Raw genomic sequence first — 16,725 nt, 5'->3', positions numbered from 1 at the left:
ATTAATTATCACTAGGTTAGAAGGGTGTAACTGGCAGTGTCTGAAATGTGGATTTATGCTAACATGAGCATCCATAAAATAAACAACATTAAAACTCTAAATGCTGACGCGAAAACTACCTCTGCTTATCGACGCCCAAGGGATCCATTGGTCTAATCAACGATTAATATCTGTTGGTACCCAACTGTGCCTATTGCTGCTTAGCGTCGTATTACTCAGTAACGTCATCATCACCCTGGGTGAGCGCAGATTGCAGGAAGACTGGGCCACTCAGAGATACAGCGAACTTCAGGCTGTAGGGACACTGATCGCCGATAAAGTCTCGTTTCAACAATTCAGAACCCAGATGTTTGCCAAATCTGAACTTCTCAACCGTTACCTGAATATTCCCAACATAGAGAGGCAAGATAAGTTAAAGAGCAATTGGCAGGTTATTACTAAGAATATTCCCGAATTACTGGATATTGCACTATTTGACCCCCAAGGCAGCTTTAAATTTGCCACCACAGATGATTTTAGTCATGATCCCTTGCCCCCCTCTTTGCTCGGTGGCTCCCGTAATATGGGGGGGAACGAAATCTATACTTCTCCACTGGAGTTTAGTCCTATCAATGGCAAGCTTGAACCCTATCTGTATCAACTAGCCTGGCTCGAAAATCCCGATCAGAGTATCAGGGGCTACTTAGTCACCTATAACTCGATGTCAAAAATGCTCAAAAGCATCAAGCCCGCCTATTCAAGCACAGAGTCTCCACTACTGATGTTAGATACGCAGGGACTGGTCTATGCGGGCGCCGATTCACGCCCCTCATTGAAGCGAGTCCCGGATACCATGGGAGGGAGCCTCAAACAAAGTTATCCTGCCCTTTGGCGAAAAATGGCCATGAGTAACTTCGGCCAATTCCACGGCGATAATGCCACCTTTGTTTATCTTAAGGTTGAACTGACAACACAATATGAAACCCGAAGAGAATATTTTCTGGTCTCTTATGTTCGTAACGATGACATTGCTGCAAACTTCTCTCAATGGCGAAGTATCCTTATCGGCGGAGCTACGGTACTCACCTTTCTGGCTTCGATGCTGATCATTCTCAGCCACTCCTATAGACTCGAGCAGCGCTCCAGACAATACAGTATAGAACTGTCAAACAGTCTCTTCCACAGGGATGTAGGCAGCATCATAGTCAACGATAAGAACCGGGTTATCTCGGCGAATCAGATGGCGGCTCAACTATTAGCCCTGCCCAATGATGATCTGTTGGATCGGAGTTTACAGCGGATCTTGCATCTGGAAGATGAAGACTACTCCTTGATAATGAACCAGCTACAACAAGAGAATGAATGGAAGGGTGAATTCGATGCAGGTTCTGAGAGTCAGGCAAAACTGATAGCTCACATCAAAACACAGCATACTCCGGATAAGAAAAACCAATATCTGTTGATCACTTTTGAAGATGTGACTGAGCTTAAAAAGGCACAAGATGAGGCCAACCTTAATCAACTTCTCAATGAAAGCGCGGTTGCAACGGCGTTGATCACAGCAGATGGAACTCTGCAAAGAACCAACACAGCCTTCGACGAACAGATCCAACTTAAAGAGTGCAGCAGCAAAAAGTTAACCGAAATATTGGACCATAATTTAGGCAATAAATGGTCACAGATTTTACAGCAGATCATTCTTCAGGGAAGTTGGAAGGGGCAGGTACTTTGCTCACCCAATAGCGTCGATAGTGCGTGTTTACAAGCGACCCTTAAAGGTAATTTAGACTCGTCCGGTGATATCGAATACATCGTCTGCACCTTCGAGCAAGCGACGCCCAAGGCCAGCATGCATGACAGCGGCGACTTAGTGCCTCACCGCACAACCATCCTAGTTAACCTAAGGGATCTCGACAGTTATTTTAAGTCTCTGACTGAATACAGCAGAGATCACTCCAGCCTCCTGCTTATCGATATCACAGCCGAGAGCATGCTCAGCCATATGAGTGATATTGGTCAATTGGAAAGCCGCCAGAAAGAGGTAGAGATACAACTTCTCAGAGAGCTACCGACAGGCTACCAGATGTCCCATTGGCAACTGGGCAAGTTAATCATCATACTGCCGGACACCGATGCCGATAATGCCCATCACTTCGCCATAAAATCTATGAGTAGTCTCAACGATATGGGATTAGGCGAAGGTATCTGTATGGGCATCGCCGCCTATCAGGATAACCAAAGTCTGGAGCAATACCTGAGTAATGCAGAGGTGGCGCTCAAACGCGCGAAACAAACGGGCGAACAGCGGATCTGTCAGGCATTTACGAGACTGAGTTGATTCCTGGTTCCTAGGAAATAGAAACTAGGAACTCGTTCGACAACTTAATCCATCTCCGGGATCCCATCGGGGAGATCACTTTGGCTCACATCTATTATGGTCGAGCGATTCATGGTGATCTTGTAGCGAGCATATTGAACCTCATCCTTATCATCTCTGACAGCCAAGATCATGTTTATCTGATATCTACGCTCGACAGAGTCATTACTGATTTTGCCATCTTGCTCTCTATAGATTTTGGCTTTACCACGCTCAAGATAACGTGCAAATGGCGCAAGGCTGAAGTTCACCTGTTCCTGAATCGTAGTGTATCCGGCTAAAAAATCTTTCTGTGTCACCCTGGTGTGTATGCCGTAATGCAGCACTTCAGCATCGAGTTTATTCTGGCTATGACGCCTCTTCAAAATCTCAGAAACCTTAGCAGGCAACTCCGCCGATTTCATAAAGTCCATCCAGACGAGTTGTTTCGCAATCGGAGCCTGACTAGTGGTATCCCTGAGAATGCGACTCCATTTAGGACGCCCTTTCTGAATCACTCGCCATAGAGCGTTACGGATATCTTCCTTAAATATTTCTCGAAATCCATAAATAACCGCTAGTGTCAGCACCAATGCTATCGTAAGCCCACTGAACACGCCCTGAGCCTTAATAATCAAGGCGGAAACGACCAACATCACCATAGCCGTGGCAAAGCCTGTGGTCATCTTCTTCAGGCCAACACCTAATACCTTAAATTCATCTTTTAATACTACGCCCTGTTGAATTAACCGCCTCAGTAATAGCATCTTATTAGAGATACGATTCGGATCTTCAACTGTGTGGAGTGAGTTATATCGTTTCGACTTTCTATGCTCATGTTCAGAGCGACACAAGCCGATGACATTCTCGACGATTTCGCTGAATTCGCTGCTTCTTGGCGCTCTCGATAACAGCTTCAATAATCGCTGTTCACAGAACCAGGAGAGGTAGTTATCTGCATTTTCAAAATACGATTTCCACTTAGGATCGCTGGGCTCATTACGACGGAACTTCTTCAGCAGTTGAATAACCAGCTCATAAAGGGCATTAAGTGCTCCATAAAACTCCTCAGCATCCTCTATCTGCCCCAACTCCTTGCTGTCTGTTTCGATGGCGACCGCAAATTGGTAAGCAAACAGGTTCAGATAGAGACGAAACTCTTCAACCGTACGCTTCTTCTGACTCGCGAAACGACTCTGCACCAAGGGAAGGTGTAAGGCGGAGGAGTAATATGAACGACGACCGGTAATGGCTGAGTGGTAATACTCCTCCTCATTGAGGCTATGTGGGCCAATACCCATCTCTTTAGGGAGAAAAAAATAGAGATCCAGACGTCGGTTAGCGCCCACCTTCATCTGGTGGATAAACTTAATAGAGAGAGATTCTTCCTGTTTGACTCGAATTTTAGCCACTGAACTCCTGAATATTGAGAAATTAAATCAAATAGTTACTTTTATTATAGCCTATCAGGACCGGTTGTTCTTTCAGATTTGACGCTGTGGCTCCTGAGAGTCACAGCAATATCGAGAAGCTTAGAAGCTGCTCATCAAACATTAAGATTCGACAGCGTCTGATGACGAGTGCCTCAGGCGACTAATGCACCAGACGACAGCCACAGACCGTATTACTAGGTTGAAACAGTACGATGGCATAATCCTTCTGCTCATCGAGATCTAATGTTTCAATACTCAGATTGTGCATCCCCTTATTATCCAGGTTAAAGGAGCTGACATAGGAGAGGTATTGCATATGCTCAGGCTGGCGCTGATCATCATTGACCTCGGACTCCTCTTTAGTCTTCACAGAAAAAGAGTACCTGTGGGCATCGCTATCGTATTTTAACAGATTCCCCTTCATGCGAATGTTACCCGCCAAGCTGCCATCTAAGTTGAAGTATCGGTAATTAAACTGTGCCTGCTTCCCCTTAGCAATCACATCGACGAGTAGATAATGACGTCCCTTATCGCTATCGCCCTTATGTCTATCGAATAGCTCAGAGCTGCAATTTAACATCAAGGTCTCGCTCGGGTTCAGATAACGATAGCTGATAGAGATACTGATTATCAGCAAGACTAAGATGATTGAGTTGACTCCCCAGAGTAATTTTCTATTCACAAAGCGCCACCTCATCTAACCAAGCTTCAGAGATAAATTGTTTCTGTTGGCGAAAGTCAGATAACTTAAGGTTTCTCACCACCGACTGGCCCAACTTCTCCCCTCTCATGGTGATATTAAACACCTGCTCATCATGGGATAAAGATAGATAGATATCTTGCCAGGGCGCCGAATAACACCCTTTGAATCCGGCAGAAAATTGCGTGATAACACTCATCAATGACTCAGTATTTGTCTTCGATTTAGAGTAACTGATTAAGTTTATCTGTTGACCGGACAAGAGAGTTATCGGAGTAACATTGTATGGTTCGGTAGTCGAACCACACTTTGAAAACTGGGTAACGAGTCCTATGGATGCGAATATACAGACAATCATCAAGGCCAGGATCAAGCCACGCTTGAGTTTGACCATCTGTGCCCATTGGGTACGTTTAGCTTCGCCCCGTAGCCGATAACCTTTACTCTTTACCGTTTCAATCAACTGCTCGTGTTCCGGCCCCAAGAAAGAGCGCAACATAAATACGGCGCGAGTCACGGAAGAATCACTTAAAGGGGGGTGCTCTTCATCGGCAGCACCTAATTTCTGCTTCGCAACAATCCTGTTACGATTGGCAATAAGTAACTTAAGTACTTGTAACTCGGCCCTGGGTAAGTGCCAAACATCGCCATTTTCCAGATTCGTTAGTTGCGCTCGCTCAATATCAAACTGACAACTGCCCAATTGCATATATCTAGATTCCTTAACAGATAACAATTAAATCATATTCAATAAAACTAATAATTTCTGTGATCCCCCCTATCTCCTATAAAAGTTCGCTAAAAAATATACACTTAGCGGCAAGATGATGACAATTTTGCGAACAAAATCACACTGTTGAATAGATGAAGAAGACTCTGAGTTTATATTCACAATGGACAAATTAACATGAATTTAACAAATATAGTGATCTGCACCTGTTTCACCACTGTAAAACCGATGTTAACAGCCACCTTCAATCTATAAATCACATCATTCCTGCTCTCATTTGATTCAAAAGATTTTTCTAATCAACCTCAATATTCATATGGCGAAGATCACACTATTTATAAATCTGACGGCGCAAACTTAACTCAAGTCAAACGGCGGCGAAGTCAACCCAGGCAGAGCCACTTTAAGTAAGTAAGCCATACAAAAATAACGCTTATTAAGTAAGGAATGATTATGACTATTAACAGACGACAAGCATTAACAAAAATCATCGGTATCAGCACAGCGGCCGCAGGTGCGACGCTTATGGGTACTTCGGCTTTCGCGGCGACAGATGAAGCCGGAAACTACAAATTAGCGCTAAAAGAAACGCTCAAGTATGTGCCACTCGACCCAATGACAGCGGCTAAAATCGCCTATGAAACACCTGGTGGCTGTATGCACCAAATTTTCCACTCTCTTGTTACTATGTTAGCCGACTCAGATAGTGAAGATAAAGCCAAGTTCGATTCTATTCCAACGGCACTGGCCGGATATGGTTGGGCAGGTATTATTGGCCAGGGCACCGTCTGCGGTAACATCAACGCAACCGGTATGCTGGTGAATATCCTTGGTGATATCAATGGTCAAAATGGGGCGGTTATCGGCTCATTATTCAGATACTACGAGAATACCGAACTACCTCTCTCATCTCCTGAGTTCGTCGCCGGTATCGGCTCTACTGCCGAGAAGACAACAGATGAAGTTGTCACCTCTTCTGTAGCAAACAGCATCCTTTGTCACTCATCTATCAGTAACTGGTCTAAGGCTTCGGGCAAGACCTTCGCCCAGAAGGGTGAGCGCTGTAAGCGTCTGTCGGCTTCTATCGCCTACCACCTTGTAGAGCTATTGAACCGCGCCTATGACGGTGAGGACCTGAGTGTCCTTCCTGAGGCTAAGCCTTCAGAAGAAGCACAAGCCTGTCAGAGTTGTCACGGCGTAGATTCAACGATGGGCTCAGCTGCCAGCGTTAAAGCAGATATGGAATGTACAACTTGTCATACTGGCCACTTCAACTAGAGGAGCGCGTCATGAAATATAAATTATTAAGCGTACTCTTAACCGGAGCGCTGCTGACTACAGGCTGTAGCAGTGACGATAACGATAACGATACTGTATTGCCTGAAGAGCCGGTATTGCCACCGGTAGCGACAACGATAGATGTTAATGAGGCTGCTACCATAGGGTTGAAACTAGCAACTTTTGATGGTGTAAGCGGCGCCTTAAGCTTTAGCCTCAGCGATGCCGATGAAATGGCTATCACTAACGCTAAAGACTATCGAATTGTCTACTTTGGTTTTCCCGACCATGATGATAAGTCAACTAAACCTAAAGCATGGAAACGTTGGCACCTGAGCAAGTCTTATCAGTGCGACAGTGAAGCCAACGAGTGCGAAGGCCTGCTGACAGAGACGGAAACGAAAGGAACCTACACCTTCGAGGCTCCGGGACTAGATTGGGATAGCGGTGCAACTCCTGGTGCGGTACAGAAGTATAAAGTTGCTATTGAAATAAAAGGAGCGTTAAGCAGCAGTGAGTTGGAGCTTCTTCCACCACCAGCTGTATAAGAGTAAATGTTTTAATGTGTTCCACCGATGGGAATTGGAGCTGCTTTACATAGCATGGTGTTTGTCGCCATCGCGAGCCTGGGTTCATCACCATGACTTAGTGTAAAGCAGTTCCCCATCGTTAAACGTTAGCCGCCTTTTATCATCAAATTGGCGACATATTAATTAGATTGCTATCGTCCCCACTTTGGAGAGGTATCCCCTCTCCTTTTTTTGTGCTCATAAATCCCTTCACTAATACAAAATACATTAACTGAGCCTAAAATAAGTTAACAGAGACAAAAGTGAGTTAACTGAGACATAAGTTGAAGCCGTCAGTCTCTCACAATTCTGGGCAGGCATATGCTTAAGGTCATAGGTCACGAGTCATAGTACATGGAGCATAAGCTATTGCTCATCACTCACATCCTTCTCTTTACAACCACAATATGAATTAAAGCATTGGCTGAACGGCTTAGTGAAGACTTGGCCCAATGCCCACAAACCAGATGCGATAAACTTGGGGGCTACGGAGATCATGGCTTTCGACTGCATTAAAGAATGACTTAACACCTTCTCGAAAGCTCTAGAATATGGAGCAAATACCAATCCGTATAAAGATGTGATCGCTCAGCGAGCGATTTAGCGCTTCTGAGGTAAGGTAACGAGTGAGGAACATAGTTATTCTACGTTTAAGCTCGTTAACACAGCATCAGGTGCGCTAAAACTCGCCTTTCAGGAGTGTTTTTGGCTGCCTACTTCTACGTTGAATGACTTTAGAAGGGATCACCATTCCCTCATTCATTCGCCTTGAATTAGTTTGCCAAAAAGACTCTGAGTAGATCACTTTCTTATACCGATTGGTATCATGCCTAACATCCAAGCCATTACAGGCAATGTTTATCGCGGTGTATGCTTCTGATGGAGTATTAAAAATAAAGGGGGGCTGGGAAGCGGCGCAGAGAGAATATAGCAATGAGTAAGTTAATTTAGCTCACAGGCCCAGATGCCATTACCGGGGTGAAACTGAATGATCGCATTGCCTTGCACTGCATTCATATCCAGTACATGGATATCGAGTGGGATAGAGTCGGGAGTATCTCCAGAGAGCGCGTTGCGACTATAATCGATGAGCCTGCTCATCCGCTCCGGAAAGCGGGGTGGAGAGATATGTGAAAGCAACTCGCCACTATCTAGTGTCAATCGATAGGTCATTGTCTCAAGGTCGAGATCGAGAAGTGTTCCTCTCATGATGATGCTGCTCTGTTCGATCTCCTCTTCGAGAAACCGGTACTGAAGTTCCATCCGCTTTCCTTTAGTGGTGATATCGATAACAACGTCCGTGGGTCTATCCTCGATGGTATTGTAGATATTCGCTCTGCAGGATGCGGTGAGGTTCTCGCCATTCATCACGTAGTAGTTAAGTCCCATACAGAAGCCGACAATCATCAAGAAGGTGATGATAAGTGGCCAGATTTTAACTTCATCTCTAAGGCTACCGGTAAAGCGATTAATCACAGATCCCAACTTTTTTTAACCAGGCATGATTGATGAAATTCCACTGTCCATCTATTGGCACTATCTTCAGAGTCTTCATTTCGGCTTTTCCACCAGTATCATTTCTAAGCGCAATACTGATAACGCCATTTTCCGGGTTATCAGAGGAGACAGATAAAAAAATCTGTCGCCACGTCGTAACAGAGCAGGTTTCGATAGACTCTATAAAATGATTATTCTGATAAAAATAGGCTAGTTCCTGCTCCTCTGAACTAAAGGATGGGAAATAGGAGAGGGTACCGGATTGTGTTGTCAGCACATGTTTATTTTCGGGCTTGATATCCACTGCAGGCTCAAAAAATGAGTAGATCAGAACTATCAATAATAAGATTTGAGCAACCAATATGCTGTAGTGCTTCTTAGAGATGCTTCTAAAAGGTGTAGAGGAAAGCTCGCCTGATTTAACCGAAGGCTTATTATGTAAGACATAACCTTGATCATCGACGCGTTCGATCAAGGAGGCATATCGCTTCTCAAGGTAAAAACAGATCCGCTCTATAGATTCGGTTAATATCTCTACCTTACGATTTTCGACAGGCATCCCCTGCAGTAATTCCTGAATAGAGAGCACCTTACCGCGATGTTTAACCAGCATCTCCAGCACAGAGAATTCAACTGCAGACATTTTCCAACTGGTGTCATTAATCAGATTGGACAAAGTCTTTCGACTCATATCAAACCAACAGCAACCAATTTGCATTTATCTGCCTCAAATCAAGTATATGGCAAAACATTGTAACCATTCCTAGCACGTCAATCTGTGATCGCAATAAGTTATGCATGAGCAAAGAGCAAATTCGTGACAAGGAACACGTTAATACTTTAAAATTAACAAGATAGCTATAGCTGAAAGGTTACATCGGTTAACTAAAGGTAAATAAACAGGGGGGGTAAAACTCATATTCAAGCTTAATTTTTACAATAAAAAAGCACCCGAAGGTGCTTATCAGATGTCACTTAGTATGACTTAAAATGCATACAGCAAGGTCATATTAGTTTCGGTATCTGTGCTTTTCTTATCGTCTAACGGCTCACTGTTATAACGGACAATAACGGCAAACTTCATCGCCAGTGCTCCGATAATGTTAGCTGTGATAGAAGTTTCCGAACGCCCCTCTAAACTGTCACCATAGTCAGCCACAAACATCTGCTTAAACTTTGAAGACTCTGTTATCTGCTTCTCAAAGTTAACCACACCATGAGCAACCCAGCTATCCTCAGTTTCGTAACCGGCAGCCGCAGCGCTTTCATCGTCCAGACGTTTATACTGATAACCCGGACCGACTTCAACATTGAAAAGGGTCTTGCCTGTATCGATAAATTTATGACCATAACCGGCAGAGACTGTAGATTTTGAATCGAAACCGGTAAATGGGTCTATCTCATGGTTACCGTTAACGAACGTATAGCTCTTTTCATCGAACTTATAATCCGCCTGAATTAAGCCGTAGTAACGCTTACCCGTCACCTCACCGGTGTCCTCTTTATATAAAGCTTCCAACAGGTACTGGTTTTCCCAGTTACCCAGTTCATGCTTCATATCAAGACGGCCTTTAACCGATGTGGTTTCGGTATTACCGGTAGTCAGCGTTGCACCCAGCTCGGCATCTCCGCCGAATGTTTTATCGCCTTCGACAAAGTTAGCACCCGCTTGAGCAGCAAAAGGTGCAGCCATTAAAATAGCAGATGCAATAAGCAATTTTTTCATTTTTATACCACTCCGAAAGATCATATCCCTTAAAATCGGCGCAATATTAACACTCACAAAACAGAAATGAAAATGCTTGATACAGTTCAAATATGACTTACTCACGAACGACACCTATCATATTGATAGTGCGGAATAAACTAAAAGTGACAGAAATAAAAATACCCGCACTAGGCGGGCATTTAAGATAAGTTGTCTTTTAGATTAGAACGACTTATTTAATCTGCGGATCAAGTTCACCTGACTGGTATGCTTTATACATAGCCTGCAGTGACTTAGGCTTAATCTTAGAGCCCATGCCGGCACAACCAAAGGCTTCATAGCGCGTAGTACAGATGTCAGCCATCGCTTCCATAGACGCCTTAAGGAATTTACGTGGATCAAATTCACTTGGGTTTTCTGCAAGGAATTTACGCACAGCTCCCGTAGATGCCAAGCGCAGATCGGTATCGATATTGACCTTACGAACGCCATGCTTGATACCTTCAACGATCTCCTCTAGAGGAACACCGTAAGTTTCAGGCATCTCACCACCGTACTCATTGATGACCTTGAGCCACTCCTGAGGTACCGATGAAGAACCATGCATCACCAGGTGAGTGTTAGGAATACGCGCGTGGATCTCTTTAATGCGGTCGATACGCAGTACATCGCCGGTAGGTTTACGGCTAAACTTATACGCACCATGACTGGTACCAATGGCAATAGCCAATGCATCGACATGAGTATCGGCAACGAAACGCGCTGCCTCTTCAGGTGTGGTTAGCATCTGGTCCATGCTCAAAATACCTGCAGCACCGATCCCATCTTCTTCACCGGCTTCACCCGTTTCAAGGCTACCCAAACAACCGATTTCACCTTCAACTGAGACACCACAAGCGTGAGCAAAAGCTACCGTCTTGCGGGTAACGTCGACGTTATACTCATATGAAGCAGGAGTCTTACCGTCTGCCATCAATGAACCGTCCATCATTACCGATGACATGCCTAACTGAATCGAACGCTGACAAATATCAGGATCGGTACCATGGTCCTGGTGAATACACACAGGGATATCAGGGTACTGCTCAAGTGCAGCGGCCATCAGATACTTAAGAAACTGAGGACGAGCATACTTACGTGCACCTGCCGAAGCCTGAACGATAACAGGGCTATCGGTCGCCTCAGCAGCTTGCATGATGGCACGCATCTGCTCAAGGTTGTTTACGTTAAAAGCGGGGACGCCATAACCATGTTCTGCAGCATGATCTAGCATTTGACGTAGGGAAATTAAAGCCATTTTTTACTCCAATAATAGGGTGATTGGCATCACCGAGGTCACTATCGTTTGGATTGATTTTTATATGCTTTAACCCATGAAAATGAATGAATAAAAGATCTGAAATCTCTTATCCCCACCTATAAAAGTGGTTCATTAACACGAGTAAAAGCACGGTTTTTTTTATTTTGGTTTAAACTATTTTGCTGATTTTTATTATTTTTTCAGCTGTTTACTTGCTCTGTATTTGCTATTCGCCGCGAGACTCAAGCATAGCAACGGCTGGCAACTCTTTTCCTTCGAGGAACTCGAGGAATGCACCGCCACCCGTTGAGATATATGAAACTTTGTCTGCAATATCGTACTTATCAACAGCCGCTAACGTATCACCACCACCGGCAATCGAGAATGCATCAGACTCAGCAATCGCTTGAGCGATACGCTTGGTACCTTCACCAAACTGATCGAACTCGAATACGCCGACAGGACCATTCCATACGATGGTTCCTGCATTCTTTAATATTTCAGATAATGCTTCTGCGCTATCAGGACCGATATCGAAGATCATATCGTCGCTGGTGACTTCACTAACGTCTTTAAGTGTCGCACTCGCTGTTGGGCTAAACTCACCGGCTACAACCACATCGGTCGGTACCGGGATATCGCCACCACGGCTCTGAGCGTTAGCCACAAGACGCTTAGCTTCTTCAATCAGATTGGCTTCGTAAAGTGATTTACCCACTTCGTGTCCCGCTGCTGCAATAAAGGTATTCGCGATTCCGCCACCAACAACAAGCTGATCTACGATGCCGGAAAGGCTCTCGAGAACGGTAAGCTTAGTCGACACTTTTGAGCCACCAACGATGGCAACTAATGGACGAGCAGGATTATCCATCGCCTTACCCAGTGCTTCAAGCTCACCGGCAAGTAGCGGACCCGCACAAGCCACAGGGGCATGCAGACCGACGCCATGAGTCGATGCCTGTGCACGATGAGCGGTACCGAAGGCATCCATCACATAGACATCACATAGTGCGGCTAGTTTCTTAGCTAAAGCTTCGTCGTTTTTCTTCTCACCGACATTGAAGCGAACGTTTTCAAATACAACAAGTTCGCCCACATTGGCTTCGACGCCATCGAGGTAATCGTTAGCCAGACGCACCGGGCACTCTAGCGCTTTGGTCAGGTAATTAACGACAGGTTGCAGTGAAAACTCTGCATTGAATTCACCTTCAGTCGGACGACCAAGGTGAGACATGACCATAACGGCGGCACCCTTCTCGAGTGCAAGCTTGATAGTAGGCAGTGCAGCACGAAGACGCGCATCACTGGTCACCACGCCGTCGCTGACTGGTACATTAAGATCTTCACGAATAAGCACTCGCTTACCTTGGAGATCTAACTCTGACATATTGATAATAGCCATTTTATGTTTCCTCAAATGTTTAAAATTAAAAGTTAAAGGTTAAAAATAAACTGGTTTCCTGAACGCCGGGACACAACACCAAGCCATCAGGTTAAAAATTTAGGTTCTAGGTTCTAGGTTCTAGGTTCTAGGTTCTAGGTTCTAGGTTCTAGGTTCTAGGTTCTAGGTTCTAGGTTCTAGGTTCTAGGTTCTAGGTTCTAGGTTCTAGGTTCTAGGTTCTGCATAATACCAAAGCTATAATGCTTTCACTCGTATCTGCTTTTCCTAGTACCTTTTTTTAAGCTCTTATCGCCTTTATCATCTCTAAACTGGTATCTAACATGCGGTTAGCGAAGCCCCATTCGTTGTCGCACCATAGGAGCAGCTTCACTAAATGGCCATCACTGACTCGGGTCTGAGTACCATCGACTATGCTGGATCTTGGATCGTGGTTAAAATCACACGATACTAATGGCTCATTAGTATAGCCTAAAACGCCCTTATAGAGGCCTGTAGAGGAAGTAGAAAGCACCCGATTTACGTGAGCAATGTCAACTCTTGATTCCAGAGTCACAGAAAGATCGATAGCTGTGACATTGATCGTGGGTACCCGCACCGAAATAGCTTCAAATTTATCTTTCATCTGAGGCAATATGCGCTCGATTCCTCTGGCTAACTTGGTATCGACCGGAATAATTGACTGACCTGCAGCGCGCGTTCTTCGCAGATCGACATGATAGGCATCGATCACTTGCTGGTCATTCATCGCGGAGTGAATCGTCGTTATGGCTCCGCTTTTCACTTTAAAGTGTTCATCTAACACTTCGATGACAGGCACAATACAGTTTGTTGTACATGAGGCATTGGAGACCACTGTATGCTCTGCTTTAAGAAGGTGGTGATTGACCCCATAGACAATCGTCGCATCGACATCGCTCGAGGAGGGGTGACTTATCAATACTTGTTTCGCACCGGCATGGACATGAGCTTCACAGCTTGCTCTGTCGGAAAACGCTCCCGTCGCTTCATAAACAATATCGATATCCATCTCCCGCCACGGGAGCTGACTAGGATCACTTTCATGTAAAAGCGTAATGGCATCATCACCGATAACCATTTTATGGCCGTCAGCATCGAGAGCAGCCTGAGATTGAAAGCGTCCGTGGGTCGTATCGTATTGAGTAAGATGAAGCATGGCTTCTGGTGTTGCGAGTTCATTGATGGCCACGATCTGAATCTGATCGCGTTTACCCGACTCGTAAAGAGCACGAAGAATTGAACGACCGATACGGCCATATCCATTGATTGCGACTCTGATCATTAAACTAATTCTATCCTTTCATACTCATTTTTTGATACAACAACGGCCTACCTTCCTAGGTAAGCCGTTATAACATGTGCATAGAGACTTAAAGAAACTGAAAGTCTGAAGTGCTCAATATTTTCGTATCTTTATCAGCAAAGGGATGCACTTAGTTATCAAGCTTGATAATCAAAGTGCATCACGATTTGCTTTGGCTAAAACTGATTAAAGGACTTTTTAAAATCTTTTTCAAAGCCCTTTAATTTGAGCTCTTTAATTTAGAGTCCTTTAGCCGTTTCAACTACATTCTCGACAGTAAAGCCAAAGTGCTTCATCAACTCTCCACCCGGAGCCGACTCACCGAACGTAGTCATACCAACCACAGCGCCACCGAATCCAACGTACTTATGCCAGAAATCGACGTGAGCCGCTTCGATAGCAACACGCTTAGTCACAGTGCTTGGCAGTACTGACTCTTTATATGCCGCATCTTGCTTATCAAACTCGTTAGTTGACGGCATAGACACTACACGTACCTTCTGACCCTGTTCTGTAAGCACTGCAGCTGAATCGATAGCTAACTGTACTTCAGAGCCTGTAGCGATAAGGATCAGATCCGGAGTACCGGCGCAATCGACTAAGACATAGCCACCTTTCGCCACATCCGCTAACTGCTGAGCGCTACGTGGTTGAGCCTTCAGGCCTTGACGGCTGAAGATCAATGATGTTGGCGCCTCGCGACGTTCAATAGCGTTCTTCCATGATACAGCCGTTTCAGCAGCATCACATGGACGCCACACAGTCATATTCGGAGTCATACGCAGGTTAGCCAATTGTTCTACAGGCTGATGAGTAGGACCATCTTCCCCCTGACCAATTGAATCATGGGTATAGACGAAGATGTTTTGAATGCCCATCAGCGCAGACATACGTACCGCGTTACGAGCGTATTCCATAAACATCATGAAGGTCGCACCGAAGTTGATGAAACCACCGTGCAGTGATACACCATTCATGATGCCGCTCATACCGAATTCACGTACACCGTAATAGATGTAGTTACCCGCGGCGTCATCTTGAATACCTTTAGAACCAGACCAAAGTGTCAGGTTAGACCCTGCCAGGTCAGCCGATCCGCCTAACATTTCAGGTAAGATAGCTCCGAATGTTGCGATAGCATTTTGTGATGCTTTGCGGCTGGCAATGCCTTCCGCTTTATCCTGACACTCTTGAATGAAAGCTTGTGCCTTCGTTTCGAAATCAGCAGGGAGCTCGCCGGTAATAACACGACGTTCATATTCACTGGCCAATTCAGGGAATTCAGCCTTATATGAGGCTAGCTTTTCATTCCACGCAGACTCTCTGGTCGCGCCAATATCTTTTGCATCCCAACCCGTATAAACATTTTCAGGGATTTCAAATGCGCCATGCTCCCAGCCAAGGAACTCACGAGTCGCTTGGATTTCAGCATCGCCTAATGGTGCGCCGTGACAATCGTGGCTACCAGACTTGTTTGGTGAACCAAAACCAATTGTTGTCTTACAGCAGATCATTGTTGGCTTATCGGTAACAGATTTAGCTTCTTCGATCGCCGCGCGGATAGCATCACTATCGTGGCCATCGACGTTAGCAATCACATGCCAGCCATATGATTCGAAACGCTTAGGCGTGTCATCGGTGAACCAACCTTCGACGTGTCCGTCGATAGAGATACCGTTGTCATCCCAAAATGCGACCAGCTTACCCAGACCTAAAGTGCCGGCCAGTGAACAGGCTTCGTGGGAGATACCTTCCATCAAACAGCCATCGCCAAGGAAGCAATAGGTGAAGTGATCGACGATGTCGTGACCCGGGCGGTTAAACTGAGCAGCCAATGTCTTCTCAGCAATAGCCATACCTACAGCGTTACTGATACCGGCGCCTAATGGACCTGTCGTCGTTTCAACACCCGGTGTGTAACCATATTCCGGGTGACCAGGCGTTTTAGAGTGAAGTTGACGGAAGTTTTGCAGCTCTTCGATTGGCAATGCATAACCCGTAAGGTGAAGCAAAGAGTAGATAAGCATTGAGCCGTGGCCGTTTGATAGAATGAAACGGTCGCGATCAACCCATTCAGGGTTGTTTGGGTTGTGCTTAAGGAAATCATTCCATAGCACTTCAGCAATATCCGCCATCCCCATTGGTGCACCTGGGTGACCAGATTTGGCTTTCTGAACGGCATCCATAGTTAATGCGCGGATAGCGTTTGCGAGTTCTTTGCGAGATGACATGCTCTCTCCTGCTTATTATTGGGGGGTTGCGGGCAATTGTGGACGCATATTTTCCCCTACTAGGCTGTGTGACGCAATTAAAATTCGCTCATATCGAAAATATTCAACACTTTCTTAATCGTAGTCAGTAAAACTAAGGTGAATTAATACCGTAACAACAAACTGTTAGCTTTTTTTTCAGGACGTTGAGTGAAAAGTCATCGGATCTCTTTTACTCGAAA

The 16,725-nt window shown here is 45.1% G+C and carries 13 protein-coding genes; 3 read left to right on the top strand and 10 right to left on the bottom strand.

Features of this window, described 5'->3' with window-relative positions; all coding sequences use genetic code 11:
* The first annotated feature begins 100 nt into the window (after positions 1 to 100).
* Entirely contained in the window at positions 101 to 2,317 is a 2,217-nt protein-coding gene (locus SSED_RS04565; protein ID WP_012141233.1) for a PAS domain-containing protein, read from the top strand.
* A 44-nt stretch (positions 2,318 to 2,361) separates the two neighbouring features.
* Here SSED_RS04565 and SSED_RS04560 read toward each other — a convergent pair whose 3' ends face one another.
* The 3 genes from SSED_RS04560 to SSED_RS04550 form a co-directional block, all read right to left on the bottom strand.
* Positions 2,362 to 3,747 carry a hypothetical protein gene (locus tag SSED_RS04560; protein ID WP_012141232.1) on the bottom strand — a complete coding sequence of 462 codons (1,386 nt, stop codon included), beginning with the start codon at positions 3,745 to 3,747 and terminating at the stop codon, positions 2,362 to 2,364.
* 181 nt (positions 3,748 to 3,928) lie between these two features.
* On the bottom strand, positions 3,929 to 4,450 hold the full coding sequence (locus tag SSED_RS04555) for a hypothetical protein (RefSeq protein ID WP_012141231.1): 522 nt from the start codon (positions 4,448 to 4,450) through the stop codon (positions 3,929 to 3,931).
* Positions 4,443 to 5,177: a winged helix-turn-helix domain-containing protein gene (locus SSED_RS04550; RefSeq protein WP_012141230.1), complete on the bottom strand. Its 735-nt coding sequence runs from the start codon at positions 5,175 to 5,177 to the stop codon at positions 4,443 to 4,445. The genes SSED_RS04555 and SSED_RS04550 overlap by 8 nt, the downstream gene beginning before the upstream one ends.
* A gap of 474 nt (positions 5,178 to 5,651) precedes the next feature.
* On the opposite strand from SSED_RS04550, the gene SSED_RS04545 reads away from it, so the two are divergent.
* Positions 5,652 to 6,476, top strand: a complete 825-nt coding sequence (locus tag SSED_RS04545; RefSeq protein WP_012141229.1) for a cytochrome c3 family protein — start codon at positions 5,652 to 5,654, stop codon at positions 6,474 to 6,476.
* An 11-nt stretch (positions 6,477 to 6,487) separates the two neighbouring features.
* On the top strand, positions 6,488 to 7,024 hold the full coding sequence (locus SSED_RS04540) for a hypothetical protein (RefSeq protein ID WP_041421540.1): 537 nt from the start codon (positions 6,488 to 6,490) through the stop codon (positions 7,022 to 7,024).
* Between the two features lie 963 nt (positions 7,025 to 7,987).
* Here SSED_RS04540 and SSED_RS04535 read toward each other — a convergent pair.
* The 7 genes from SSED_RS04535 to tkt form a co-directional block, all read right to left on the bottom strand.
* Positions 7,988 to 8,521 carry a hypothetical protein gene (locus tag SSED_RS04535; protein WP_012141227.1) on the bottom strand — a complete coding sequence of 178 codons (534 nt, stop codon included), beginning with the start codon at positions 8,519 to 8,521 and terminating at the stop codon, positions 7,988 to 7,990.
* Positions 8,514 to 9,233 (bottom strand): helix-turn-helix domain-containing protein, encoded by a 720-nt coding sequence (locus SSED_RS04530; protein ID WP_190273189.1) that lies wholly within the window; start codon positions 9,231 to 9,233, stop codon positions 8,514 to 8,516. Before SSED_RS04530 ends, SSED_RS04535 begins: the two co-directional genes overlap by 8 nt.
* Before the next feature lie 294 nt (positions 9,234 to 9,527).
* Entirely contained in the window at positions 9,528 to 10,268 is a 741-nt protein-coding gene (locus tag SSED_RS04525) for a DUF481 domain-containing protein (RefSeq protein ID WP_012141225.1), read from the bottom strand.
* A gap of 214 nt (positions 10,269 to 10,482) precedes the next feature.
* Complete coding sequence (fba, locus tag SSED_RS04520; protein ID WP_012141224.1) at positions 10,483 to 11,547, bottom strand: class II fructose-bisphosphate aldolase; 1,065 nt, start codon at positions 11,545 to 11,547, stop codon at positions 10,483 to 10,485.
* 229 nt (positions 11,548 to 11,776) lie between these two features.
* Entirely contained in the window at positions 11,777 to 12,952 is a 1,176-nt protein-coding gene (locus SSED_RS04515; protein WP_012141223.1) for a phosphoglycerate kinase, read from the bottom strand.
* 277 nt (positions 12,953 to 13,229) lie between these two features.
* Positions 13,230 to 14,252 (bottom strand): erythrose-4-phosphate dehydrogenase, encoded by a 1,023-nt coding sequence (gene epd, locus SSED_RS04510; RefSeq protein ID WP_012141222.1) that lies wholly within the window; start codon positions 14,250 to 14,252, stop codon positions 13,230 to 13,232.
* A gap of 260 nt (positions 14,253 to 14,512) precedes the next feature.
* Positions 14,513 to 16,504 (bottom strand): transketolase, encoded by a 1,992-nt coding sequence (gene tkt, locus SSED_RS04505; protein WP_012141221.1) that lies wholly within the window; start codon positions 16,502 to 16,504, stop codon positions 14,513 to 14,515.
* Between the last annotated feature and the right edge of the window lie 221 nt (positions 16,505 to 16,725).

The sequence above is a fragment of the Shewanella sediminis HAW-EB3 genome (assembly GCF_000018025.1).
Lineage (GTDB): Bacteria > Pseudomonadota > Gammaproteobacteria > Enterobacterales > Shewanellaceae > Shewanella > Shewanella sediminis.
Note: the sequence above shows the minus strand (reverse complement) of the source record. Positions and strands in the feature narration are given on the sequence as shown.

Coding starts and splice junctions, on each gene's coding strand:
- SSED_RS04565 (WP_012141233.1), top strand. CDS start 101: ATGCTGACGCGAAAACTACCTCTGCTTATCGACGCCCAAGGGATCCAT.
- SSED_RS04550 (WP_012141230.1), bottom strand. CDS start 5,177: ATGCAATTGGGCAGTTGTCAGTTTGATATTGAGCGAGCGCAACTAACG.
- SSED_RS04545 (WP_012141229.1), top strand. CDS start 5,652: ATGACTATTAACAGACGACAAGCATTAACAAAAATCATCGGTATCAGC.
- SSED_RS04540 (WP_041421540.1), top strand. CDS start 6,488: ATGAAATATAAATTATTAAGCGTACTCTTAACCGGAGCGCTGCTGACT.
- SSED_RS04530 (WP_190273189.1), bottom strand. CDS start 9,233: ATGAGTCGAAAGACTTTGTCCAATCTGATTAATGACACCAGTTGGAAA.
- SSED_RS04525 (WP_012141225.1), bottom strand. CDS start 10,268: ATGAAAAAATTGCTTATTGCATCTGCTATTTTAATGGCTGCACCTTTT.
- fba (WP_012141224.1), bottom strand. CDS start 11,547: ATGGCTTTAATTTCCCTACGTCAAATGCTAGATCATGCTGCAGAACAT.
- SSED_RS04515 (WP_012141223.1), bottom strand. CDS start 12,952: ATGGCTATTATCAATATGTCAGAGTTAGATCTCCAAGGTAAGCGAGTG.
- epd (WP_012141222.1), bottom strand. CDS start 14,252: ATGATCAGAGTCGCAATCAATGGATATGGCCGTATCGGTCGTTCAATT.
- tkt (WP_012141221.1), bottom strand. CDS start 16,504: ATGTCATCTCGCAAAGAACTCGCAAACGCTATCCGCGCATTAACTATG.